We start from the raw sequence: 23584 nt of genomic DNA on the forward strand, positions 1-23584 counted from the left end.
CTTCGGGCGAGCCGACCGTCAGCCGCACGGGACGGCGTCCGCCTCCGGAGAAGGTGGCACCCCGTCAGCGCCGGTCCGCGCGCCGGGTCACTGAGGGTCCGGGCCCACGGCGACCGGCCGGGACGGATCCGAGGACCACTCCGACCACGAACCGACGTACAGCGCCGCCGGAATCCCCGCGACCGCCAGGGCCAGCACCTCGTGCGCCCCGGAGACGCCCGAGCCGCAGTACACGCCGACCTCGGAGCCGTCGCCCGCCCCGAGGGCCTTGAAGCGCGCGCTCAGCTCCTCCGCGGGCAGGAAGCGTCCGTCCGCCCCCACGTTCTCGTTCGTCGGCGCGGACACCGCGCCCGGGATGTGCCCGCCGACGCGGTCGATCGGCTCGACCTCGCCCCGGTACCGCTCCCCCGCCCGCGCGTCGAACAGCACCCCGGACCGCGCCAGCGCCGCCGCCGCGTCCGCGTCGAGCAGCCCCGCGGCTCCCGGCACCGGTTCGAAGTCGCCCTCGGCGAGCGCGGGACCGGGCACCGACGACTGGAGGGGCCCCTCCCACGTCGGCAACCCGCCGTCGAGGACCCGCACGTCCGGGTGACCCGTCCAGCGCAGCAACCACCACGCGCGGGCGGCCGCCCAGCCCTGTCCCCCGTCGTACACGACCACCGGCGCCGCGGCCGACACACCCGCCCGGCGCATCGCGGCGCCGAACTCCGCGACATCGGGCAGCGGATGCCGGCCGCGCGCACCGGCGGCGGAGGCAAGTTCCCTGTCCAGGTCGATGAAGACCGCGCCCGGGATGTGCCCGGCCGCGTACTCGGCCCGGCCGTCGAAGGGCGGCTCCCCGGCCGCCTTGGCCACGCTCAACTGCCAGCGGACGTCGAGCAGTACCGGCGGGTTCTCACCCGTCATTTCGCTCGCGAGTTCGGATGCGGAGATGATGGCGTTCATGGCCACCATCCTTGCGTACGGGGTGGCCGCATCGTCCATGTCGGGCTACTCTGCTCCGCCGGGCAGGCCCGATCACCAGGCGTACGGGATCGGGCACATGCTGTACAGCCGATCGACACCTGTGGGCAATCGCGCAGAAACGGACGGGAAACCGCACACCGGGCATTCTGCGGAACAAGGGCCACACAGCGGCGGCGCGCCCGGAGCGCGCCGCGCCACGGTGGTGCGAGCATCGGCACGGGGTTCCGGAGTGCGGCGGTGACACGGCCGCCGCAAGGGGTCGAGGAGAGAGTGACGATGACCGGCGAGACGCACACCCCCGGCACGCCCTGCTGGGTGAGCCTGATGGTGCACGGACTGACCACGACCCAGGACTTCTACGGCGAACTGTTCGGTTGGGAATTCCAACCCGGTCCCAAGCAGCTCGGCCCCTACGTCCGGGCCCTGCTGGACGGCGAAGAGGTCGCCGGAATCGGCCAACTTCCGCCCGACCGCCACCTCCCGGTCGCCTGGACGCCCTACCTCGCCTCGGACGACGTCGACCTGACCGCGGAGACGGTACGGCTGTGCGGCGGCACGATCGGGGTCGGCCCCCTGGACGCGGAGGACGCGGGCCGGCTGGCGATCGGCTCCGACCCGGCCGGCGCGGTCTTCGGCATCTGGCAGGCGGGAGCGCACCGCGGCACGGGCATCTCGGGCGTCCCCGGCACACCGGCCTGGCACGAGCTGATCACCTTCGAGACGGCGAGCGTCACCAAGTTCTACGAAACGGTCTTCGGCTACGAGGAGGAGCCGGTGGTCTCCGCCGACTTCGACTACGTCACCCTCCACGTCGCCGGCCGTCCGGTCGCCGGCGTCCACGGCGTCGGCAACTCCCTCCCGCGCGACCGGGGCCCGCACTGGATGACGTACTTCGAGGTGGCCGACACCGACGAGACCGTCTCCCATGTCACCGCCCTCGGCGGCCACGTCCTGCGGTCGGCCCACGAAAGCCCGCACGGCCGCGTGGCGACGGTGGCGGATCCGGAGGGGGCACGGTTCTCGGTGGTACAGGGACCTCGCTGAGGCTCGGGGGGCCGACGGCGTAGGCGAACGGGCCGCCCCTCACCGTCACCCCGCACTCCTCAGTCGTTCCGCCTCGGAGCCGGTCGATCCATAGGCACCTCGGTGGAACAGCAGTGTCTCTTCGCGGTCTCCCGCTGCGGCAGCCGTGACGCGGCCGATGACGATCAGGTGGTCGCCTCCGGCATGGGTGCCCTCAACCGTGGCCTCCAGCCAGGCCGTTGCGCCGGACAGGCGTGGGGTGCCGTTGCCCAGGTGGCAGGAGTGGGGGATGCCGGCGAAGCGGTCGGTGTGGCGGCGGGCGAAGGCGCGGGCGGTTTCCTGCTGGTCGGCGGCGAGGACGTTCACGCAGAAGACGCCGGCTTCGCGGACCAGCGGCCAGGTGTCGGAGGAGCGGGAGACGTTGAAGGAGATCAGCGCCGGGTCCAGGGACAGCGAGGTGAAGGACTGGCAGGTGAATCCCGCCGGGCCGGCCGGCGTCGTGGTGGTGATGACCGTGACGCCCGTGGGGAACCGACCGGCGACCGACCGCAGGAGGGCGGGGTTGATGATCGGCTTGACGACGGTCATCGGTCCTCCAGACCCAGGGAGCGGGAGCGCAGCACCGGCCAGGCCGCGAAGGACAGGGCCGCCATCGCACCGAAGTAGAGCCAGGTGCCGCTGTCGAGAAGGGCGCCGCCGAGGATCGGCCCGGCGAAGAAGCCCAGGTAGCGGAGTTCCAGCGCACCGAAGAACGCCCCCTTCTCCGCGTCCGGCGCGAGACGGTGGGTGATGAGGTCGGCCATCGGCATCAGGAGCGCCTCCCCGACGGTCCAGGCGAGCACCCCGGCCAGCAGGACCCACAGCCGGCCGTCCGAGGTTCCCCAGCACAGGAAGGAGACGGCGAAGCCGGTGCAGCCCACCCCTGCCTGTGCCGGGAGGGTGGTGCGCCGGGCCAGCCATGCCGCCGGCCACTGGTAGGCGAAGCCCAGGACGGCGTGCACGGCGAAGACCACCGCGAACAGTGTCGGGGCGCGGTCGCCGGACTCCCCCTTGAGGTACAGCGGGATCATCGATTCGAGCTGGGCGAAGACCAGAGTGATCAGGACGGCCGAGACCAGGACCAGCCGGAACCGCCCGTCGCGCAGGGAGTGCGTCCATGTCCAGCGCCCCTGACGGGCGGCCGGGACGCGGACGTCCAGCCCCCGCAGGGAGTCGCGTCGCGCGTGGACCAGCAGCACGCAGCAGGCGAACAGCGCCGCCGAGACGGCGAAGAGGGCCCGGTGGGAGACGCTGTAGGCCGCGGCGCCCGCGAGCGGGCCGAGCGCGGCGCCGGCCGACACCGTCATGAACCGTATGCGGAAGACCAGTTCGCCGCCCTCGCCCGCGGCGAGGCTCATCAGCTTCTTCAAGGACGGCCCGACCAGCGTCAGCGCGCCGCCCAGGCACACGATCAGAGGCAGCACCAGTACCGGTGCGGTGACCGTGGCGAGGGCCGCGGCCAGCAGCGCGTAGAGGGCGAGGCCCGCGCGCAGCAGGCTCCCGGCTCCGGCCCGGTCGGTGACGGCTCCGCCCGCCAGCGCCCCCACCGCGCCGACCAGGGCGACGGAGCCGGTGAAGGCGCCGATCGCGGCCGGCGGCAGCGAGGTGATGTCGGCGAGGTAGAGCGCCAGGAACGGCATCATGCCGAAGAAGGCACAGGAGTTGATCAGCGAGCAGAGTGCCAGGACACGGACCGTCCGGTCCCCGATGAGGTCCCTGAAGCCCGCCTGGGGCGCCTGAATGGTCGTCGTCATCGCAGGGCCGGTTCCGTCTCCGCGCGCATCTGCGCCCACAGCACCTTGCCGGCCTCGGTGAACTCCGCCGTGGGCTCGCCCTCGATCTCGTCCAGGCCCTTGGCGAGCAGATCCGCGTTCTGCCACGTCAGTTCGCGGTGGATCTCCAGACCGGTGCGGTCGTACGCCCGGCGGTGGAACGCGGTGATGCGGGCGAACGCGTGGACGGCCATGAGCATGCCCCACAGGGGGCGCGGGTCCTTGCGTACCGGGGAGTTGAAGGTGGCTCCTTCCGCGACGGTCACCAGCGGGTCGAGTTCCAGGAGCAGCATCAGCCGAAGGTGTGAACTCTCGTGCAGCAGGTGCTCGGCGGTGTAGTGGGTGGCGCTGAACGGGTGGGCCGCCTCCGACAGGAACACGGCGCCCATCAGGATCGCCTCGGTGAACGAGGAGTGGAACTCGGAGGCGTAGGGCACGACCAGCCGGGTGTAGGCGCGGATCTCGGCGGCGAGTTCGGGCCACACGTCCTCGATGAGGGCGAAGGCCCGGGAGATGTCGGTGATGTCGTCCTCGCCGATGTCCCGTACGGCGAGGTCGGAGCGGGGGTAACCGGGCTGCGGCTCATGGGAGTTCATCGAGGCGAAGTGGCGCGCGATGAAGGGTCCGGCGTTGTCGATCTCGATGTCGGTGCCGGCGATGACCGGTCGTCGTACGCGCCGGGCGTTCCCCAGCCGGGGGTCGCCCGCACCGTGGATGTAGGGGGCGGGTACGGCCGCGGCGCCGTCGCGGACAGTGCCGTCGCCGTTCTCGCGGATCACGAGTCGGTGGACGGGGGTGTCGAAGACCAGGTGATGGCGGGTCTGGGGGAACCGCACCTCGGTGGCGGGCGCGGCCAGGGGCACTTCGGTGCCCGCCGGGTCCGCGTCGGGGCCGGTGGCGTGGGCCAGGGCGACGAACCGCGCGAAGTGCGTGGACCAGGTGCGGACGAAGTCGGCGTCCTTGCGCTGGGCCGCGAGCATCAACTGCCGCCACAGGTAAGGGAAGACCGGATGGGACAGGAGCAGGTGGGCGGCGTCGTCGTCCAGCGCCGCGAACCGCTGGCCCCACAGGGTCAGTTCGGCCTCGGTCCGATCGCCCGCGAGCTGCCCCAGCCGCCTGGTCACCCGCGGGACGGAGGCGCGGAGCTTGGCCACGTAGGCGGGCAGGACGGGATCGTGGTCTGCGGCGAGAGCGAGATGGCCGCCGAGGAAGTCGGTGCTGGTCATGATGAGGTCCTGTTCGAAGAGGGTGACGTCGGTGCGATGTCCGGCAGGCCGCGGCGACGCAGGAAGGGCTCGATGCGCGGCTGGTCCAGGCCGGTGAGCTCGTGGAACATGGCCATCGCGGCGCGGGATCCGCCGGCTGCGAGCATGGGGCGCAGCGCCTCGCCGCTCGCGCGGGTGAGGCCGCCGCGCCGCTCCAGCGCCTCGACCAGGTTGGCGGCGATGATCTCGGACCACAGATAGGCGTAGAAGCCCGCGCCGTAGGGTCCGTGGAAGACGTGGTCGAAGTAGCCGGAGCGGTACCGCGGCGGGATCTCGGGCACCGTGTCCAGCCCCCAGCGAGCGGCGCCCCGCGCCTCGACCCGCGCGGCGTCCCAGTCCGCGTCCCCGCCCTGGTCCTCGGGTGCGCCGGGTGCGCCGGGTGCGTCAGGAAGCGTGTGCCAGGACCAGTCCACCGCGGCCGCGCCCAGGATCTCCACCAGCAGATGCACGCCACCGGTGCTGTGCCGCTCGCTCACCTGTTTGATCCACTCCGGGGGCAGCGGCTGTCCGGTGCGGTGGTGCCGGGCGTAGTGCTCAAGGAGTCGCTCGTCGAACGCCCAGGTCTCGTGGACCTGGGCGGGAGCCTCGGAGAAGTCACGGGGGACGCCGGGGGCGGAGTGCGCCGGGTAGCGGACGTCGGAGAGCAGCGCGTGCAGGGCGTGGCCGAACTCGTGGAAGAGGGTGACGACTTCGGACATGTCGAGGAGGCAGGGGCGCCCGGTGCCGGGCGGGGTGAGGTTGAAGGTGTTCACCACGACGGGCCGGGTCGCGGTGGTGTGGGCCTGGGGGCGCAGGATGCCCGTCCACGCGCCGCCTCGTTTGCCGGGCCGGGCGAAGACGTCGATCAGGAAGAGGCCCACCGTGCCGGCGTGTTCGTCGGTGACCTGGAAGACGCGGGCCTCGGGGTGGTGGGCGGTGAGGTCGTGGCGTTCGGTGAACTCGAGGCCGTACAGGAGGCGGGCGCTGTGGAAGAGGCCGCGGGTGATGACCGCGTCCAGTTCGAAGTGGGCGCGGAGTTCGTCCGCGGTGGGCCCTTCGTCGCCGTCGCCCGCAGGTGCCGCTGCCGCGTGGTGGGTCCAGTCCCAGGCGCGGATCCGGTGGCCGGCCCTGGCACGCAGGGCGCGGCGTTCGGTGTGTGCCGCGTGCAGGAGCGGCTCGGCCAGCCGTTGGAACATCGCCTCCACGGCCTGCGGGGTGCCCGTCGTCTGGTCCTCGGTGGCCCATGCGGCGTACGACGGGTAGCCCAGGATGCGGGCCTGGCGGGCGCGTAACCGGGCGATCCGGGCGGCCCGTTCCTCGTTGTCCGCGCCTCTCCCGAGCGAGCGTTCGAACAGTGTTCTCCGGGTGTCCCGGTCACGCAGCTGGACGAGCGCCGGCTGGCTGGTGGGCGAGGCGAGCGGCACGACGTGCCAGGGCTCTCCCCTGCCTCGCCGCGCGGCCTCCTCGGCCGTGGCCGCGAGCCGGTCGGCGGGCAGACCGCGCAGGGCGTCGGGGCCGGGTACCGCCAGGGCCCGGCGGTGGGTGTCGTCGATCAGGGTCTGCCGGTAGGCGGCGCACTCCCGGGAGAGCTCGCGGTTGACCTCGCCGAGTTCGCGGGCGGCTTCGGCGGGCAGCATGGCGCCCACCCGTCGCAGGCGGCGCCACCAGTGCACGGTCAGGGCCCGGGACTGGGGGTCGGCGATCTTGTCGCGTCCGGCGTGCACCGCGTCGATACGGGCGACCAGGCGCCGGTTGCGGACGATGCGCCCCTCGTGGCGGGAGAGCAGGACGGCGATGTCCTGCTCCAGGTCGGTCAGTGCCGGGTCGCCGCCCGCGGTCACCTGGTGGGTGAACGCGTCGTGGATGTACTGGACCCGGGTGCCGGAGAACTCCAGCGCCTCGACGGTGTTGGCGAAGTCCGGCGGCGCCGGGTCGGCGGCGATGGCCTCGACCCGGGCCTCGCGCTCGGCGACGGCCCGCTCCAGCGCGGGCCGGTAGTGCGCGGGGCGGATGTCGGCGAAGGGCTGCATCCCGTGCGCGGCGGGCGGCTCCAGGAGCGGGTTCGCACTCATCGGGCCGCCCGCATCCGCACGGCCAGTTCGTCCACGGCCCACTGGCGCAGCGGGGCGGGCCCGCCGTCGGCGCAGAGGTCGCGCAGCAGGATCAGCGGGGACAGCGCCTGCCGGTCGAGGGAGGCCGATGCCACCAGGGCACCGTGGGCCCGGTCCGGCTGCTCAAGGCGCAGGGAGCAGCGGGCGGCCTGGCAGTGGGCGTAGGAGGCGTACGGCGCGCCCAGCCCGGCGGCGGTGCGGTACGCCTCGCGCGCCTCGGCGACCCGGTTCTCCCCCATGAGGAAGTCGGCCAGCCGTACGTGTGCCTTGGGATCGAGCGGGTCCCACTCGGCCATCCGTCGGTAGAACCGCTCCGCCCCCTCGACGTCCCCGCGGGCCTTGGCCGAGCGCCCGGAGGTCTCCAGGACGGGGTGGACGTTCTCCAGCGCCAGGAGCCGGGTGTCGGCGTCCGCGAGCGCCACGGCCTCCAGGGCGTATTTCTCGGCCAGTTGCAGCTGCCGGTCGACCTCGGCGTGGTCGCCCTCGAAGAAGGGGATGAAGGCCACTCCGCGCCAGTAGATGGAGGTGTGCAGCGGCTCCATCTCGACGCCGGCCCGGTCGGCCACCTCGTCGGCGGCGGCCAGCCAGTACCGCATGTCGGCCAGCGCCCTCTGCTTCTCGCCCTTGGCGCACAGCACGATCATGTGGGCGGCGGCCCCGTACCGTACGGCCGGGTCGAACTCCTCGGTGCGGGCGATGGCCTCCATGACACCGCGGGCCCGCACGAACGCGGCGGCCGCGCTCCGGGCGTCCCCGGCGAGCTGTGCGTCGGCGTTGTGCCGGAAGTAGGCCAGCCGCAGGGCGTCCAGGTCGCGGCCGGTCGGGTCGGCGGGGACGAGGTCCGCGACGGTCTTCCAGAAGCCGAGTTTGGCCAGCGCGGTCACCAGGCGGGACCGGTCGCGGGTGGACAGTCCGTCCCAGTTCTCGGTCAGGGTGCACAGGTGCTGCCAGCGGGCCGACCGCAGGGGTACGGGCAGGTCGCGGGGGTCGTCCGGGTTGGGCCGGCCGGGCTCCTCGGTCCTCAGGGCCTGCCTCAGCAGTCCGAGCGAGGCGATCTGGTGGACGGGGACGGGCAGGTCCTGTGCGAGGCGGCGGCCCACGTCGGCGGTGCACCGGGCGTGGAGGGGGCCGCCGGGGCTCTCCAGGTCGAAGTAGGAGGCGAGGAGTTCGCGCGACCGAGGGACCGGTTCCGGTTCGAAGGTTCCCCTCGGCGGCTCCTGCATCGGGGGCAGGTGGCCGACGCTTCCCTTGGTCCGCAGAAACTTCTCCACCGCCGGCTCCTCCGTCGTGGTCCTCTGTGGTCGATCGGGTGTCGTTGATCAGCTGTCGTCGATCGGCCGTCGTGGTCGGCCGTCGTGATCCGCTGGGTGTGCGCCACGAAGCGTGATGGCCGCAAAGGGAGTTCGCCCTTTGCGGCCATCGCGAGCCCGCCTGGTCGCCAGGAGGGCAGGTCGCCTGATGTCGGAGATCAGACGGCCGGGGCGTAGTAGGCCACACCCGAGACCGTGAGGCCGAACTCCTCGGCCAGCTCGTCCGTCTCGACCTCGACCTCGGTGATCTGCTCGGCGTTCATCTCTGAACCTCCTGTTGTCGACTGTGGCCCCTGGGGTTTTCGGGGACAGGTCAAACGTAGGAGGGGCTTCTCGAAGATCCGGCGAGCATCGCTGGAGATCGACTCGAGGGACGGTCAGGGCATGCGGGGGCCGGGACGGACGAGGAGGTGACGGCCCTGCGAGGCCCTCAGCCGGTGGTGACCGGCAGCACGTCGGGGGACAGCGCCGCCGCCCGTGCCGTGGCCGCCGTCATCCGGCGGCGGTGGTGGCGACGGCACAGGACCTCGTAGCCGATCGCCTCCGCCTGGTTGACGTCCCCCACGACCACCTGGGCGCCTTCCACGACCATCTCGCCCCCTATCGTGCGGGCGTTGTGCGTGGCGCGGGCGCCGCACCAGCAAAGGGCCTCGACCTGCAACACCTCTACGCGGTCGGCCAGTTCGACCAGGCGCTGGGAGCCCGGGAACAGCTTGGAACGGAAGTCCGTGGTGATGCCGAAGGCGTAGACGTCCAGGCCCAGGTCGTCGACGACACGGGCGAGCTGGTCGATCTGCCCGGGCGCCAGGAACTGGGCCTCGTCGGCGATGACGTAGTCCGCGCGGCCGCCCTGGGAGAGGTGGTCGACCAGATAGGCGTACAGGTCCTGGCCGTCCTCGACCTCCACCGCGTCGGTGACCAGGCCGAGGCGGGAGGAGAGTTTGCCCTCGCCCGCGCGGTCGTCCCGGGTGAAGATCATGCCCTGGAGGCCGCGCGCGGAGCGGTTGTGCTCGATCTGGAGAGCCAGGGTCGACTTCCCGCAGTCCATGGTTCCGGAGAAGAACACCAGCTCGGGCATGGGGAGTTGAGCACCTTTCGGCAAGAGAGGACGGCAGACGGCTTCAGGAGCGTACTTCGAGCAGCGGGACCAGCTGCTCCGCAGGGGTCATCGAACCGTGGTTGCCGACCATCGCCGACTCCTTGGGCTCCCGCTCGGACGCGATGATCAGGACGTCGTCCCGCGCGGCCGCGACCACGTCGCCGAGGCGCGCGTACACCCGGTCGTCGATCTGCGGGCCGAACCAGCCCGCCGCGATCGCCTCGTCCCGGGAGGCCACCCAGAACTGCTCGCCGAGCACCTCGCGCCAGCAGGTCAGGACGTCGTTCTCGGCGCCCGGCACCGCGTAGACATGGCGGGCCCGGCCCTCGCCGCCCAGCAGGGCGACCCCGGCGCGCAGCTCCCAGTCCTCGTCGAAGTCGATGCGGTGCTGCTCGTCGAAGGGGATGTCGACCATGCCGTGGTCCGCGGTGACGTAGAGCGCGCTGCGCGGCGGGAGTTGTTCCGCGAGGCGCTGCACCAGCCGGTCCACGTGCATGAGCTGGCCGCGCCAGGTGTCGGAGTCGACGCCGAAGCGGTGGCCCGCGCCGTCGAGTTCGGCGTAGTACGTGTAGACGAGCGAGCGGTCACCGGCGGCCAGTTGCTCGGCGGCGAGGTCCATACGGTCCTCGCCGGGCAGGCGGCCGAGGAACGTGCCGCCGCTCAGCGCGACCTTGGTCAGCGGGGTGTTCTCGAAGGTCGGTGAGGACACCTGCGCCGCGTGCACGCCCGCGTCATGGGCGAGCTGGAAGACCGTGGGGTACGGCTGCCACACGCGCGGCTGCGTCCACGGCTGCCAGCGCAGCTGGTTCATCAGTTCGCCGGTGTCGGGGTTGCGCACGGTGTAGCCGGGCAGTCCGTGGGCGCCCGGGGGCAGGCCGGTGCCGACGGAGGCGAGGGAGGTCGCGGTGGTCGCCGGGTAGCCGGTGGTCAGCGGGCGGCCGGTGCCGCCGCGTGAGCTCGTGAGCAGCGAGGCCAGGAAGGGCGCCTCGTCCGGGTGCGCCTTCAGCTGCTCCCAGCCCAGACCGTCGATCAGGAACACGCAGTTCCGGTCGGCCGGGGTCAGCTCGGTGATGGTGGCGGTCGTGCCGGGTACGTCCATGCCGGCGGCCAGGGTGGGCAGGAGGTCGGCGAGGGAGCCGCTGCCGTATTCGGGCAGCGGTGCGGAGTCGACGGCCAGTGGTTCGGGGTAAGGCTCCCAGGCGGTGGACTGAGCCATCAGCGGGTGATGTCCGCGGTCGCCTCGGAGAGGGACTGGGCGAAGGCGAGGGTCTGGCGGACCGTCTCGGGGCCGTCGCCGGCCTCGCTGACGCGCAGGCTGAGGTCGTCGGCGGTGGAGTTGCCCGTGTAGCCGTGGTCGGCCTCGCAGTTGGGGTCGCCGCAGGCGGCCGGCTCCAGGTCGATCCGGGAGACGGCACCCCAGCCGATGGTCAGCACGACCTCGCGGGGCAGGGTGCCCGGCTGGTACTGCTCCGGGTTGGCGACCACCCGGCTGAGCACGACCGACGAGATCCGGCCGAGCTTCACGGACTCCGTGGACGTCGTGGCGTACGGCGTCGGGGAGGTGCTGTCGGCGGCCTGCTCGTCGGTGTGGCTGACGATGAAGCGGTTGCCGGTGAGGACGAGCACGGTCACGTGCCGCCGCACCTCGTTCTGGTCGAACGTCGTCTCCTGGTGGACCAGGTACGACCGGATGGAGTCGCCGCCCACGGCGGCCTCCACCGCCTCGGCCACGAGGGCCGGGTAGTAGCCGCTGCGTTCGATCGCCGCTCGCAGCCCCTGGGTCGTCGTACTGGTCTTGGCCATGAGCCCCATCCTACGGGGGACCACTGACTGCGAGGCACCGCTCAGAGGTGTTCTCAGTACGCGGGCAGCGTCCGCGGGCCGAGGTCGTCGCGAGCGGGCGGGGGTGCGAGGCGTACGGACGCGCCGAGGACGCTCAGGCCGTGCGGGGCGACGACGACCGGTTCCAGGGTCACCGCGACGACCTCGGGGTGGTCGTCGACAAGGCGGGACACCCTCAGCAGCAGTTCCTCCAGGGCCGCCGTGTCGACCGGCGCCGAGCCTCTCCAGCCGAACAGGAGGGGTGCCGTCCGGATGGAGCGGACCAGAGAGGTCGCCTCGCGGTCGGTGACCGGAATGAGCCGGTGCGCGACATCTCCGAGCAGCTGTGAGGCGGCGCCGGCGAGCCCGAAGGAGAGCACGGCGCCGGCCGCGGGGTCGATGACGGCCCGTACGACGGTGTCCACGCCGCGTGGCGCCATCCTCTGGACGACCGGACGCAGCTCCTCGGGCGCGCCGAACAGCTCGGTCAACTCGGCGTACGCCCGCCGCAGTTGTTCCTCGTCCGCGAGGTCGAGGCGTACGCCGCCCAGGTCGGCGCGGTGTCTGAGGTGCGGGGCGGTGGCCTTGAGGGCGACGGGGTAGCCGAGGGCGTGGGCGGCCGCGACCGCGCCGTCGGGGGTGGGTGCGGGCAGGGCGCGGTGCACCTGGACGCCGTACTTGCCGAGGAGTTCACAGGTCTCGTCGGTGCCGAGGGTCAGGCCCTGGCCGCGTGAGAGGAGGCCGTCGATCAGTTCGGCGGCGCCCCTCTCGTCGATGTCCTCGTACTCGGGCACCTTGCCGGGCTCGGCGGCGTCGCGTCGCCATTGCGCGTACTTCACGGCTTCGCCGAGGGCGCGGACGGCACGTTCGGCGGCGGGGTAGGCGGGGATGAGGCGGGAGCAGTTCCGGGGTGCCTCTTCGGGGGCCTTGGCGGCGAGGCGGTCCAGGGCGCGGAAGGGGTGGGAGGCGCTCGGCACGGCGGCCTGCGGTGCCGTGCTGGTCGCGGCGGACAGTGCCTCCGCGAGTCCGCCCAGCTCGACATGGACCACCAGCACCGGCTTGCCCGGCACCTGCTCGGCCGCCGAGCTGAGCGCCTCGGCGAGCGCCGCGTCCCCGGCGGAGCCCTCCCCCACGGCGGGTATCGCGGTCACGACCACGGCGTCGCAAGTGTCGTCCGCCAGCGCGCGGGACAGGGCCCTGTGGAAGTCCGCCGGGGAGGCGGCCGTCGTCAGGTCCAGCGGGGTCAGCGGCCTGAGCCCCTCGGACAGGCAGGCGTCGTAGGTCAGCAGGCCCAGTGACTCGGAGTTGCCGAGGATCGCCACGCGCGCGCCGTCCGGAAGGGGCTGCCGGGCGAGCAGCAGGCCGGTGTCGACGAGCTCGGTGATCGTGTTCACACGGATCACGCCGGCCTGCCCGAGCAGGGCGGACACCGTCGAGTGCGGCAGCCGGGTGGCCTGTACGGCATGGCCCTGGGGGGCGGCGCCGGCGCTCTGGACGACGACCAGCGGCTTGACGGCCGCGGTGCGGCGGGCGAGGCGGGTGAACTTGCGGGGGTTGCCGATGGACTCCAGGTACATGAGGGCGACGTCGGTGTCCGGGTCGTCGTACCAGTACTGGAGGACGTCGTTGCCGGACACGTCCGCGCGGTTGCCGGAGGAGACGAAGGTGGACACGCCGGTGACCCCGGTGACCCCGCCGCCGCGCCGGTGCAGCCGGGACAGCAGGGCGATGCCGATGGCGCCGGACTGGGCGAACAGGCCGATACGGCCGGGGCGGGGCGTCTCGTTGGCCAGCGAGGCGTTCAGCCGTACGCCGGGGTTGGTGTTGATGATGCCGAAGGCGTTGGGCCCGATGATCCGCATGCCGTACGCGCGCGCGTGCCGTACGAGTTCGCGCTGGCGTTCGCGTCCCTCGGGGCCGCTCTCGGCGTACCCGGCGGAGATCACCACGAGTCCCTGGACGCCGTGTTCGCCGCACTCGGTGACGACCTGGGGGACGTGTTCGGCGGGCACGGCGACGACCGCGAGGTCGACGGGTCCCTCGATGTCGCGCACCGAGCGGTACGCGGGGATCCCGTCGAGCTCCTTGTCGGGGAAGGCGCTGTTCACGGCGTACAGCCGGCCCGTGAAGCCGGCGTCGCGGATGTTGTCGAAGATGCTGCGGCCGACGCCTCCGGGGGTGCGGCCGACGCCGATCACGGCGACCGAGCCGGGGGTCAGCAGCCGCTGCACCGACCTTGCCTCGGCGCGCTGCTCGCGCGCGTACTGCACGGCCAGGGAGCGGTCGGTGGGTTCGAGGTCGAACTCCAGGCGGACGACGCCGTCCTCGAAGCTGCGCTTCTGGGTGTATCCGGCGTCCGTGAACACCTTGATCATCTTGTTGTTGGCGGGCAGCACCTCGGCGGCGAAGCGGCGGATGTCGCGCTCGCGGGCGACGGCGCCGATGTGTTCCAGGAGGGCGGAGGCGACGCCGCGGCCCTGGTGGGCGTCCTGTACGAGGAAGGCGACCTCGGCCTCGTCGGCCGGTGCGGACGCGGGCAGTCCGTCGGTGCCGATGCGGTCGTAGCGTACGGTGGCGATGAACTCACCGCCGACCGTGGCGGCGAGTCCCACCCGGTCCACAAAGTCGTGGTGCGTGAAGCGGTGGACGTCCTTGGCGGACAGACGAGGGTAGGGCGCGAAGAAGCGGTAGTACTTCGACTCGTCCGACACCTGCTCGTAGAAGCTGACCAGGCGCTCGGCGTCATCAACGGTGATGGGGCGGATGCGCGCGGTGCCGCCGTCGCGCAGCACCACGTCGGCTTCCCAGTGAGCGGGGTACTCGTGCCGGTCCGGCGAGCTCTGCATGGGCCCCAGATTACGGCTCGCGTACGACAACGGCGCGAGGCAGTCTGTGGAGAACGCGAGAGCATCGCCCAAGGACGGACGTCCGACCGAGGCCGCGGTCGGACGGCTCACCCCGGACGGGACGAAGGACCGATCCGGAGACGCTTCACGTTGTGGGAAACTGGTCTAGACAACCCTGAACACCGAAGGGCAGCATCACATGGCTGAGCGCCGCGTCAACGTCGGCTGGGCCGAGGGTCTTCACGCCCGCCCCGCTTCCATCTTCGTCCGGGCCACCACGGCCTCCGGTATCCCCGTGACGATCGCCAAGGCCGACGGCAACCCCGTCAACGCGGCCTCCATGCTGGCGGTTCTGGGCCTCGGCGCCCAGGGCGGCGAGGAGATCGTCCTCGCCTCCGACGCCGAGGGCGCGGACGCCGCCCTCGACCGGCTGGCGAAGCTGGTCTCCGAGGGTCTCGAGGAGCTTCCCGAGACCGTCTGATTTACCGGGGCCGACTGATTCACGGCACCACAGAAGGGCTCGTCCGATTTTATCGGGCGAGCCCTTTGCATTTCCCGCTCAAAGGCAGCAGAAATAATCCCCCGCGAATTACTGCCTCTTTGTATACGGCCCTCGTGTTAATGCCGCAGGCTCGGCATGTTTACGGGATGTTGCGAGTTCCTCACACGCTCCGGGCGATCTCCGGTGCCGTTGAATCGGAGCCGGTGCGCCGCCGTCGAGCGCTCCGTGTGCAGAGCCGTGACCGCCCGCGCGCGCTCCCCGTCGCCGCGCGCCACCGCGTCGACGATGGCGCCGTGCTCCGCCCAGGACTCGACGGGGTTGGCCGGCGCGTCCACGGCGTACATCCAGGAGATCTTGTGCCGCAGTTGGGTCAGCATCGAGGTCAGCGCGGGGCTGCCGGAGGCCTGGGCGAGTGTCTCGTGGAACCAGCCGCCCAGGGACCGCAGGTCATCGCTGTTGCCCCGCCTGGCCCGCTCCTGGCCCAGCCTGACCAGACCGCGCAGCACCTTCAGATGCGCCTCGGTGCGTCGCTGGGCGGCCCGGGAGGCGCCCAGGGGCTCCAGGAGCATCCGCATCTCCAGCAGGTCGGCGGCCTCCTGCTCGGTCGGTTCGGCCACGCACGCGCCCGCGTGCCGCCGCGTCACCACGAAGCCCTCGGCCTCCAGGGTGCGCAGGGCCTCCCGGACGGGGACACGGGAGACGCCGTAGCGGCGGGCGAGGAGTTCCTCGGTGAGGCGGCTGCCGCGCTCGTAGACACCGGCGACGATGTCGTCCCTGATCGCGGTGCATACCGAGTGCGCCGGAATACGCATGACCGACCTCCGTCTTAATCCCCGTGAAACGTCGATGATTGACGTGTGTTCAGTGACTCTATTGCAAAGAGCGGGAATTTCCGATGGCGGGCCGGAATCCATGGATATTTTTTGGACAGCAGGGCGACAGAAACGGCAAAACCCCGGCTCGACGAGCCGGGGTTTCGGAAGATCTCGCGGTCCGTCGTCAGACGTTCACGCCATGCGAACGCAGGTAGGCGACGGGGTCGATGTCCGAGCCGTACTCGGCGGTCGTACGGGCCTCGAAGTGCAGGTGCGGCCCGGTGACGTTGCCGGTCGCGCCGGAGAGGCCGATCTGCTGGCCCGGGGTGACCGTCTGGCCCACCGAGACACCGATGGACGACAGATGCCCGTACTGGGTGTACGTGCCGTCGTTCATCTTGATCACGATGTTGTTGCCGTAGGACCCGCCCCAGCCGGCCTCGACGACCGCGCCGGAGCCGACCGAGCGGACCGAGGTGCCGCTGGCGGCGTGGAAGTCGACGCCGGTGTGGCTGCCGGAGGACCAGACGGCGCCGCCGGCCTTGTAGCCGGTGGAGATGTACGAGCCCGAGATCGGGGCGACGTAGCTGTTGAGGCGCTTGCGCTCGGCGGCGGCGCGGGCGGCGCGCTCCTTGGCCTCGCGCTCCTTCTCGGCCTTGGCGGCGGCCTTCTTGCGCGCCTCCTCCTCGGCCTTCTGCTGGGCGGCCTCGACGGCCGCCTGCTGCTGGGCCTCGGCCTGGGCGTCGATCTGGGCGGCGACCGAGTCGCCGATGGTGACGACCGGGATGAGTCCGGTCTGCTCGGCCGCGGGCTCCGCGGCGAGGGCCGGGGCGGCGAGGGTGCCGATGACGCCGGTGGTGGTGAGAGCCGCGATCCCCGCCGCGCGGGCGGTGGAGCGCTTCATCCGGCTCGGGGCACGGTGCTTCCCGGTGGCGCGCGTGAACGCCATGTAGTGGCTGGTCCTTTCCTTCCCTCTCGCCTACCGGGTTAGCTGACGGGTTCGGAGCAGGAAGGTCTCCTACGGACCCCCTCGCTGCACGCGCGGGCGTCCGATTCACCCCAGGGACTACATATATGTGGGTCCCCGGCTCCCCTGGCTCGCGCCGTACGGGGACTCGGCGATGGCTGTCCGGTGCCGCGGGCGCGGCGCACTGCCTGACGAACAGCCCGGATGACGCTAAGCGGGGCGACTTTCAATCCCCAAACGGATCAGGGTGTTTGTAGCGCATCCCACAGGGCAGACAGGCAACCTCTCCCCCAATTCGGACATTAAGGAGCCCTGGTGACGCATCAGTCACCAGGGCCCCTTCACGCGCGTGCCGCTACTCGGCGGACACGACGGTCACTTCACCGATGCCGAGAGCCTCCACGGGCTCCTTGATGGCGGACGCGTCGCCGACGAGGATCGTCACCAGCCGGTCCACCGGGAAGGCGTTGACGGCCGCCGCGGTGGCCTCCACGGTGCCGGTCGCGGCGAGCTGGCGGTACAGCGTGGCCTGGTAGTCGTCGGGCAGGTGCTGCTCGACCTGGTCGGCCAGCGTGCTCGCGACGGCCGCCGCCGTCTCGTACTTCAGCGGAGCCACACCGACGAGGTTCTGCACGGCGACGTCCCGCTCGGCGTCGGTCAGCCCCTCCGCGGCGAGGGTGCGCAGGACCGTCCACAGGTCGTCCAGGGCCGGACCGGTGTTCGGGGTGTCGACGGAGCCGCTGATGGCGAGCATCGCGGCACCCGTGCCGTCGGGCGCGGACCTGAGGACCTGCCCGAACGCGCGCACGCCGTAGGTGTAGCCCTTCTCCTCGCGCAGGACGCGGTCCAGGCGGGAGGTGAGGGTGCCGCCGAGGCAGTACGTGCCGAGCACCTGCGCGGCCCACACGCGGTCGTGCCGGTCGGCGCCGATACGGCCGATCAGCAGCTGCGTCTGAACGGCGCCGGGCCGGTCCACGATGACGACACGGCCGGTGTCGTCGGCGGTGATCGGCGGCACCGGCCGCGGTTCGGCCTGCGAGCCGGTCCACGAGCCGAGGGTGTCGCCGAGCAGCGCGTCGAGGTCGATGCCGGTGAGGTCGCCGACGACCACGACGGTGCCGGTGGCGGGGCGGACGTGCTTCTCGTAGAAGGCGCGTACGGCCGCCGAGTCGATGTTCCGGACGGTCTCCTCGCTGCCCTGGCGCGGGCGCGACATGCGCAGGTCCGCCGGGAACAGGGTCCGGGAGAGCTCCTTGGCGGCCCGGCGGGAGGGGTTGGCCAGCTCGTGCGGGATCTCGTCGAGACGGTTGGTGACGAGGCGCTCGACCTCGCCGTCCGCGAACGCGGGCGCCCTGAGGGCGTCGGCCAGCAGACCGAGCGCCTTGGGCAGACGGGACGCCGGGACCTCCAGGCTCAGTCGGACGCCGGGGTGGTCGGCGTGGGCGTCGAGGGTGGCGCCGGCCCGCTCCAGCTCGGCGGCGAACTCCTCGGCGGTGTGCTTGTCGGTGCCCTCCGAGAAGGCCCGCGCCATGATCGTGGCGACGCCGTCGAGGCCGGCCGGCTCGGCGTCCAGCGGGGCGTCGAGAAGGACCTCGACGGCGACGACCTGCTGGCCGGGGCGGTGGCAGCGCAGGACCGTCAGGCCGTTGTCGAGCGTGCCGCGCTCGGGGGCCGGGAAGGCCCACGGCCTGGCCTCGCCCGCCTGCGGCTGGGGGTGGAATTCCATCGTGGCGAGCTCGGTCACTTGGCCGCCTCCTCGTTCTGGTCGCCTGCTTCGACGGTGGCCTCGGCCTCGGGGTCCTCCGGGGGATCCGCGTCCTCGGCGGTCGCTCCGGAGACGGGCTCGTAGACGAGCACCGCGCGGTTGTCGGGGCGCAGGCGGGCCTTGGCGACCGCCTGGACCTCCTCGGCGCTCACCTCCAGCACACGGTTGACCGCGGTGAGGGCGAGCTGCGGGTCGCCGAACAGGACGGCGTAGCGGCACAGTTCGTCGGCGCGGCCCGCGACGGTGCCGAGCCGGTCCAGCCACTCGCGCTCCAACTGGGCCTGGGCGCGCTCCATCTCCTCGGCCGTGGGGCCCTCCGCGGCGAACCGGGCGAGCTCCTCGTCGATCGCTGCCTCGATGACCGGCACCTCGACGTCACCGGACGTCTTCACGTCCAGCCACCCCAGGGAGGGCGCCCCGGCGAGCCGCAGCAGGCCGAAGCCGGCCGCGACAGCCGTACGGTCGCGGCGTACGAGCCGGTTGTAGAGGCGGGAGGACTCACCGCCGCCGAGGACGGTGAGCGCCAGGTCGGCCGCGTCGGCCTCGCGCGTGCCGTCGTGCGGAAGGCGGTACGCGGCCATCAACGCGCGCGCGGGGACCTCTTCCTCGACGATCTCGCGCAATTGCTCGCCGATGACCTCGGGCAGCGAGCCGTCGCGCGGGGCGGGCTTGCCGTCGTGGGAGGCGATGGAGCCGAAGTACTTCTCGATCCAGGCGAGCGTCTGCTCGGGGTCGATGTCGCCGACGACGGACAGCACCGCGTTGTTGGGCGCGTAGTACGTCCGGAAGAACGCGCGCGCGTCCTCCAGCGTGGCCGCGTCCAGGTCGGCCATCGAGCCGATCGGCGTGTGGTGGTACGGGTGGCCCTCGGGGTAGGCGAGGGCGGTCAGCTTCTCGAACGCCGTGCCGTAGGGGACGTTGTCGTAGCGCTGGCGGCGCTCGTTCTTGACGACGTCCCGCTGGTTCTCCATCGACTCGTCGTCGAGGGCGGCGAGCAGCGAGCCCATGCGGTCGGCCTCCAGCCAGAGCGCGAGCTCCAGCTGGTGGGTCGGCATGGTCTCGAAGTAGTTGGTGCGCTCGAAGCTCGTGGTGCCGTTGAGCGAGCCGCCCGCGCCCTGGACGAGCTCGAAGTGGCCGTTGCCCTTGACCTGTCCGGAGCCCTGGAACATCAGGTGCTCGAAGAGGTGAGCCAGGCCGGTACGGCCCTTGACCTCGTGGCGCGAGCCGACGTCGTACCAGAGGCACACCGCCGCGACCGGGGTCAGGTGGTCCTCGGAGAGCACCACGCGCAGCCCGTTGGCCAGGCGGTGCTCCGTTGCTGTCAGGCCTCCGGTGCCTGCCTGGTCTGTGGCCGTGTGACCCATGGGCATGTACGTCCCTTCGATGGCGAAGCGGTTGATCCGAACCGCGTTTTTCTGCCGGTCCTGCCACTGTATGCAAGCGTGCGGAGCGCTGGTGAAGTTCCCGGTGGTCGTACGCCGACAGCGAGATCCCGTAGCCTGCGGGCGGGGGCCGTGTGCCGTACGGGTGAACACCCGGCGGGGCGGCTGACGTCGGGTCGTCGTCCGCGTTGTCAGTGCCGCGGTCCACAATGGTCCGCATCAGATCCCGTTCACGCTTCAGCAAGAGTGAGCCGAAGGGGCGCGACCCGAAGGCGAGCGACCAGAAAAGAGGAGCCGGCAGCGATGGCCCGCCGAAGCACGAAGACCCCGCCGCCCGACGACTCGTTCGAGGAGAAGATCCTCGACATCGACGTCGTCGACGAGATGCAGGGCTCCTTCCTCGAGTACGCGTACTCGGTCATCTACTCCCGCGCCCTGCCGGACGCCCGTGACGGCCTCAAGCCGGTGCACCGCCGCATCGTCTACCAGATGAACGAGATGGGCCTGCGCCCCGATCGCGGCTATGTGAAGTGCGCCCGCGTGGTCGGCGAGGTCATGGGTAAGTTGCACCCGCACGGCGACGCGTCGATCTACGACGCCCTGGTGCGCATGGCCCAGCCCTTCTCCATGCGCGTGCCCCTGGTCGACGGCCACGGCAACTTCGGCTCGCTCGGCAACGACGACCCGCCGGCCGCCATGCGGTACACCGAGTGCCGGCAGGCCGAGGCGACGAGCCTGATGACCGAGTCGATCGACGAGGACACGGTCGACTTCACCCCCAACTACGACGGCCAGGAGCAGGAGCCGGTGGCGCTGCCCGCCGCGTTCCCGAACCTGCTGGTGAACGGCGCGTCGGGCATCGCGGTCGGTATGGCCACGAACATGCCCCCGCACAACCTCTCCGAGGTCATCGCGGCCGCCCGCCATCTGATCCGCCACCCCAACGCGGATCTCGAGACCCTGATGAAGTACGTCCCGGGCCCCGACCTGCCCACCGGCGGGCGGATCGTCGGCCTGGCCGGCATCCGGGACGCGTACGAGACGGGCCGCGGCACCTTCAAGATCCGGGCCACGGTGTCGGTGGAGACCGTCACGGCCCGCCGCAAGGGCCTCGTCATCACCGAGCTGCCCTTCACGGTCGGCCCGGAGAAGGTCATCGCCAAGATCAAGGATCTGGTCGGCTCGAAGAAGATCCAGGGCATCGCCGACGTCAAGGACCTCACCGACCGTGCGCACGGCCTGCGCCTGGTCATCGAGATCAAGAACGGCTTCGTGCCGGAGGCGGTCCTGGAGCAGCTGTACAAGCTGACGCCGATGGAGGAGTCCTTCGGTATCAACAACGTCGCGCTGGTCGACGGCCAGCCGCTGACGCTGGGCCTCAAGGAGCTCCTGGAGGTCTACCTCGACCACCGCTTCGAGGTCGTGCGCCGGCGCAGCGAGTTCCGCCGCACCAAGCGCCGTGACCGGCTGCACCTGGTGGAGGGCCTGCTCACGGCGCTCGTCGACATCGACGAGGTCATCCGCCTCATCCGCTCCAGCGACAACTCCGCGCAGGCCAAGCAGCGTCTGATGGAGCGCTTCTCGCTGAGCGAGATCCAGACGCAGTACATCCTGGACACGCCCCTGCGCCGCCTGACCAAGTTCGACCGCATCGAGCTGGAGTCCGAGAAGGACCGGCTCAACGCGGAGATCGAGGAGCTGACCCGGATCCTCGACTCGGACACCGAGCTGCGCAAGCTGGTCTCCACCGAACTGGCCGCGGTGGCCAAGAAGTTCGGCACCGACCGGCGTACGGTCCTGCTGGAGGCGGGCGCGGTCGCCCCCACGGCCGCCGTTCCGCTCCAGGTGGCGGACGACCCGTGCCGGGTGCTGCTGTCCTCGACGGGTCTGCTGGCCCGTACGGCGAACGGCGAGCCCTTCCCGGAGGACGCGGACAGCCGGCGCGTGAAGCACGACGTGATCGTCTCGGCGGTGCCGGCGACCGCGCGCGGTGAGATCGGCGCGGTGACGTCGAGCGGCCGGCTGCTGCGGATCAACGTCATCGACCTGCCGCAGCTGCCGGAGACGGCGTCGGCGCCGAACCTCGCCGGAGGGGCGCCCCTGACGGAGTTCGTGTCGCTGGAGGACGGCGAGACGCTGGTCTGCCTGACCACGCTCGACGAGTCGTCGCCGGGCCTGGCACTCGGCACGGAGCAGGGTGTCGTCAAGCGGGTGGTGCCCGACTATCCGTCCAACAAGGAGGAGTTGGAGGTCATCACGCTGAGGGACGGCGACCGGATCGTCGGCGCGGTCGAGCTGCGCACCGGTGAGGAGGACCTGGTCTTCATCACGGACGACGCGCAGTTGCTGCGCTACCAGGCCGCGCAGGTCCGCCCGCAGGGCCGGCCCGCGGGAGGCATGACGGGCATCAAGCTCACGGACGGCGCGAAGGTCATCTCCTTCACCGCGGTGGACCCGGCCGTGGACGCGGTCGTCTTCACGGTCGCGGGCTCGCGCGGCACGCTGGACGACTCCGTCCAGACGACGGCCAAGCTGACCCCGTTCGACCAGTACCCGCGCAAGGGCCGCGCCACCGGCGGTGTCCGCTGCCAGCGGTTCCTGAAGGGCGAGGACTGTCTGTCCCTGGCCTGGGCGGGCGCGGTACCGGCCCGGGCCGCGCAGAAGAACGGCACACCGGCGGACCTGCCGGAGATCGACCCGCGCCGTGACGGTTCGGGTGTGTCGCTGGCGAAGACGGTGTCGGTGGTGGCGGGACCGGTCTAGAACGCGGGGGCCCGGGGGTCTTCCCCGGCCCCCTGACCGTCGTCCTCGGGATCCTGTACGTAGCGCAGGACGCCCCACATTCCGTGTTCGTCGGCGGTGTGCGGGGCGTCGCTCGTGCACGCCTCCAGTTCCTTGCCGAGCGCGGGCGCGTCGATGCCGGAGCCGATGAGGACCAGCTGGGTGAGGCGCTCGGCCTCCGCGGGCCAGGGCTCCGGGTAGAAGCGCAGGAACCGTCCGACGGCATGGACGGCGTAGCGGTTGCGGACGTCGTACGCGCCGAAATCGACGTACCCCTTGATCCGGTACAGCCCCTCGGGCCGGCTGTCGAGGAACCGCATCAGCCGGCGGGGGTCGAGCGGCGCTTCGGCGGCGAAGGAGAGGCTCTCGTACGCGGCATGTAGATGCCCGTCGTGCGTTTCGTCCCCGTGGTGGTGCAGGTCGTCGAAGGAGAGCTGTCCGATCCGCTCCTCGCTGGGCCGGCAGTCGAAGAGGAACTCGGGGTCGATGCGGCCGTAGGCGGCGGGCACCACGGCGGCACGGTCGACGAGGGATCGCACGAGTCCGAGGACCCGCTCGCCGTCGGCCGCCCGGTCGAGCTTGTTGACCACGACGAGGTCCGCGAGGCCGAGATGCCGGTCGATCTCGGGGTGCTTGGCGCGGGTGTCGTCGAACTCGGCGGCGTCGACGACCTCGACGAGTCCGCCGTAGACGATCCCCGGATGCTCACTGGCCAACAGCATGCGCACGAGTTCCTCGGGTTCGGCGAGCCCGCTGGCCTCGATGACGATCACGTCGATACCGGCGGCGGGCCGGGCGAGCCGTTCGAGGTAGACATCGAGCTCACTGGCGTCGACGGCGCAGCACAGGCAGCCGTTGCCGAGGGAGACCGTGGAGTCGCCGAGGGCGCCCGCGACGGCCATGGCGTCGATCTCGATGGCCCCGAAGTCGTTGACGATCGCGCCGATACGGCTGCCTCCGCTGCGGTGCAGGAGGTGGTTGAGGAGGGTGGTCTTGCCGGAACCGAGGAATCCGGCGATGACGACGACCGGGATCTGCCGAAGGCCGTGACTCGGCTGACTCAACGTGCGACCTCTCTGACACCGACGCGTGCACCGGATCGTGGGCCCGGCGCACGTACGAGGATTGAATGCCGGACCAG

General features: G+C 71.6%; 18 protein-coding genes and 1 riboswitch. Of the genes, 3 read left to right on the plus strand and 15 right to left on the minus strand.

Translation table 11 applies throughout. From position 1 onward, the window contains the following. Positions 1–87: 87 nt before the first annotated feature. Positions 88–945: a sulfurtransferase gene (locus ACFY0U_RS08350; RefSeq protein ID WP_388632059.1), complete on the minus strand. Its 858-nt coding sequence runs from the start codon at positions 943–945 to the stop codon at positions 88–90. Positions 946–1242: 297 nt separating this feature from the next. Here ACFY0U_RS08350 and ACFY0U_RS08355 point away from each other — a divergent pair, with 297 nt between their 5' ends. Beyond that, a complete protein-coding gene (locus tag ACFY0U_RS08355) occupies positions 1243–2010 on the plus strand; it encodes a VOC family protein (RefSeq protein WP_388632062.1) in 768 nt (255 codons plus the stop codon). Positions 2011–2055: 45 nt separating this feature from the next. Here ACFY0U_RS08355 and ACFY0U_RS08360 read toward each other — a convergent pair whose 3' ends face one another. The 9 genes from ACFY0U_RS08360 to ACFY0U_RS08400 form a co-directional block, all read right to left on the minus strand. Further along, positions 2056–2577, minus strand: coding sequence for a flavin reductase family protein (locus tag ACFY0U_RS08360; protein ID WP_388632064.1), 522 nt, complete (start codon positions 2575–2577; stop codon positions 2056–2058). Continuing rightward, the gene (locus tag ACFY0U_RS08365) at positions 2574–3782 is read right to left on the minus strand and encodes an MFS transporter (RefSeq protein ID WP_388632067.1); all 1209 of its coding nucleotides are present in this window, start codon (positions 3780–3782) and stop codon (positions 2574–2576) included. Before ACFY0U_RS08365 ends, ACFY0U_RS08360 begins: the two co-directional genes overlap by 4 nt. Continuing rightward, positions 3779–5026, minus strand: a complete 1248-nt coding sequence (locus tag ACFY0U_RS08370; RefSeq protein WP_388632070.1) for an aKG-HExxH-type peptide beta-hydroxylase — start codon at positions 5024–5026, stop codon at positions 3779–3781. Before ACFY0U_RS08370 ends, ACFY0U_RS08365 begins: the two co-directional genes overlap by 4 nt. Continuing rightward, a complete protein-coding gene (locus tag ACFY0U_RS08375) occupies positions 5023–7116 on the minus strand; it encodes a M3 family metallopeptidase (protein ID WP_388632073.1) in 2094 nt (697 codons plus the stop codon). The genes ACFY0U_RS08370 and ACFY0U_RS08375 overlap by 4 nt, the downstream gene beginning before the upstream one ends. Next, entirely contained in the window at positions 7113–8426 is a 1314-nt protein-coding gene (locus tag ACFY0U_RS08380) for a tetratricopeptide repeat protein (RefSeq protein WP_388632075.1), read from the minus strand. Before ACFY0U_RS08380 ends, ACFY0U_RS08375 begins: the two co-directional genes overlap by 4 nt. Before the next feature lie 469 nt (positions 8427–8895). Next, complete coding sequence (locus ACFY0U_RS08385) at positions 8896–9543, minus strand: thymidine kinase (protein ID WP_361482970.1); 648 nt, start codon at positions 9541–9543, stop codon at positions 8896–8898. 43 nt (positions 9544–9586) lie between these two features. Continuing rightward, a complete protein-coding gene (locus ACFY0U_RS08390) occupies positions 9587–10780 on the minus strand; it encodes an alkaline phosphatase family protein (RefSeq protein WP_388632079.1) in 1194 nt (397 codons plus the stop codon). Further along, positions 10780–11367: a DUF5998 family protein gene (locus ACFY0U_RS08395; protein WP_388632082.1), complete on the minus strand. Its 588-nt coding sequence runs from the start codon at positions 11365–11367 to the stop codon at positions 10780–10782. Before ACFY0U_RS08395 ends, ACFY0U_RS08390 begins: the two co-directional genes overlap by 1 nt. Before the next feature lie 53 nt (positions 11368–11420). After that, positions 11421–14231: a GNAT family N-acetyltransferase gene (locus ACFY0U_RS08400; RefSeq protein WP_388632085.1), complete on the minus strand. Its 2811-nt coding sequence runs from the start codon at positions 14229–14231 to the stop codon at positions 11421–11423. Positions 14232–14430: 199 nt separating this feature from the next. On the opposite strand from ACFY0U_RS08400, the gene ACFY0U_RS08405 reads away from it, so the two are divergent. Beyond that, positions 14431–14712, plus strand: coding sequence for an HPr family phosphocarrier protein (locus ACFY0U_RS08405; RefSeq protein ID WP_059198592.1), 282 nt, complete (start codon positions 14431–14433; stop codon positions 14710–14712). A gap of 137 nt (positions 14713–14849) precedes the next feature. Here the strand turns inward: ACFY0U_RS08405 and ACFY0U_RS08410 are convergent, their stop codons facing one another. The 4 genes from ACFY0U_RS08410 to ACFY0U_RS08425 all read right to left on the minus strand — a co-directional run bounded on the left by ACFY0U_RS08410 (position 14850) and on the right by ACFY0U_RS08425 (position 19650). Next, positions 14850–15545 (minus strand): GntR family transcriptional regulator, encoded by a 696-nt coding sequence (locus tag ACFY0U_RS08410; RefSeq protein WP_388632088.1) that lies wholly within the window; start codon positions 15543–15545, stop codon positions 14850–14852. A gap of 187 nt (positions 15546–15732) precedes the next feature. Continuing rightward, the gene (locus ACFY0U_RS08415; protein WP_388632091.1) at positions 15733–16497 is read right to left on the minus strand and encodes a M23 family metallopeptidase; all 765 of its coding nucleotides are present in this window, start codon (positions 16495–16497) and stop codon (positions 15733–15735) included. Between the two features lie 12 nt (positions 16498–16509). Beyond that, a riboswitch (cyclic di-AMP (ydaO/yuaA leader) is annotated at positions 16510–16679 on the minus strand. 191 nt (positions 16680–16870) lie between these two features. Further along, positions 16871–18259: a M16 family metallopeptidase gene (locus ACFY0U_RS08420; RefSeq protein WP_388632094.1), complete on the minus strand. Its 1389-nt coding sequence runs from the start codon at positions 18257–18259 to the stop codon at positions 16871–16873. Beyond that, positions 18256–19650, minus strand: coding sequence for a M16 family metallopeptidase (locus tag ACFY0U_RS08425; protein WP_388632097.1), 1395 nt, complete (start codon positions 19648–19650; stop codon positions 18256–18258). Before ACFY0U_RS08425 ends, ACFY0U_RS08420 begins: the two co-directional genes overlap by 4 nt. Before the next feature lie 315 nt (positions 19651–19965). Between ACFY0U_RS08425 and ACFY0U_RS08430 the strand changes: the two genes are divergently transcribed. Continuing rightward, positions 19966–22425 (plus strand): DNA topoisomerase (ATP-hydrolyzing) subunit A, encoded by a 2460-nt coding sequence (locus tag ACFY0U_RS08430; protein ID WP_388632100.1) that lies wholly within the window; start codon positions 19966–19968, stop codon positions 22423–22425. Here ACFY0U_RS08430 and ACFY0U_RS08435 read toward each other — a convergent pair. Then, positions 22422–23507, minus strand: a complete 1086-nt coding sequence (locus tag ACFY0U_RS08435) for a CobW family GTP-binding protein (RefSeq protein WP_388632102.1) — start codon at positions 23505–23507, stop codon at positions 22422–22424. The genes ACFY0U_RS08430 and ACFY0U_RS08435 overlap by 4 nt on opposite strands. Positions 23508–23584 lie beyond the last annotated feature (77 nt).

It is taken from the genome of Streptomyces sp. NPDC001536, from assembly GCF_042894505.1.
Lineage (GTDB): Bacteria > Actinomycetota > Actinomycetes > Streptomycetales > Streptomycetaceae > Streptomyces.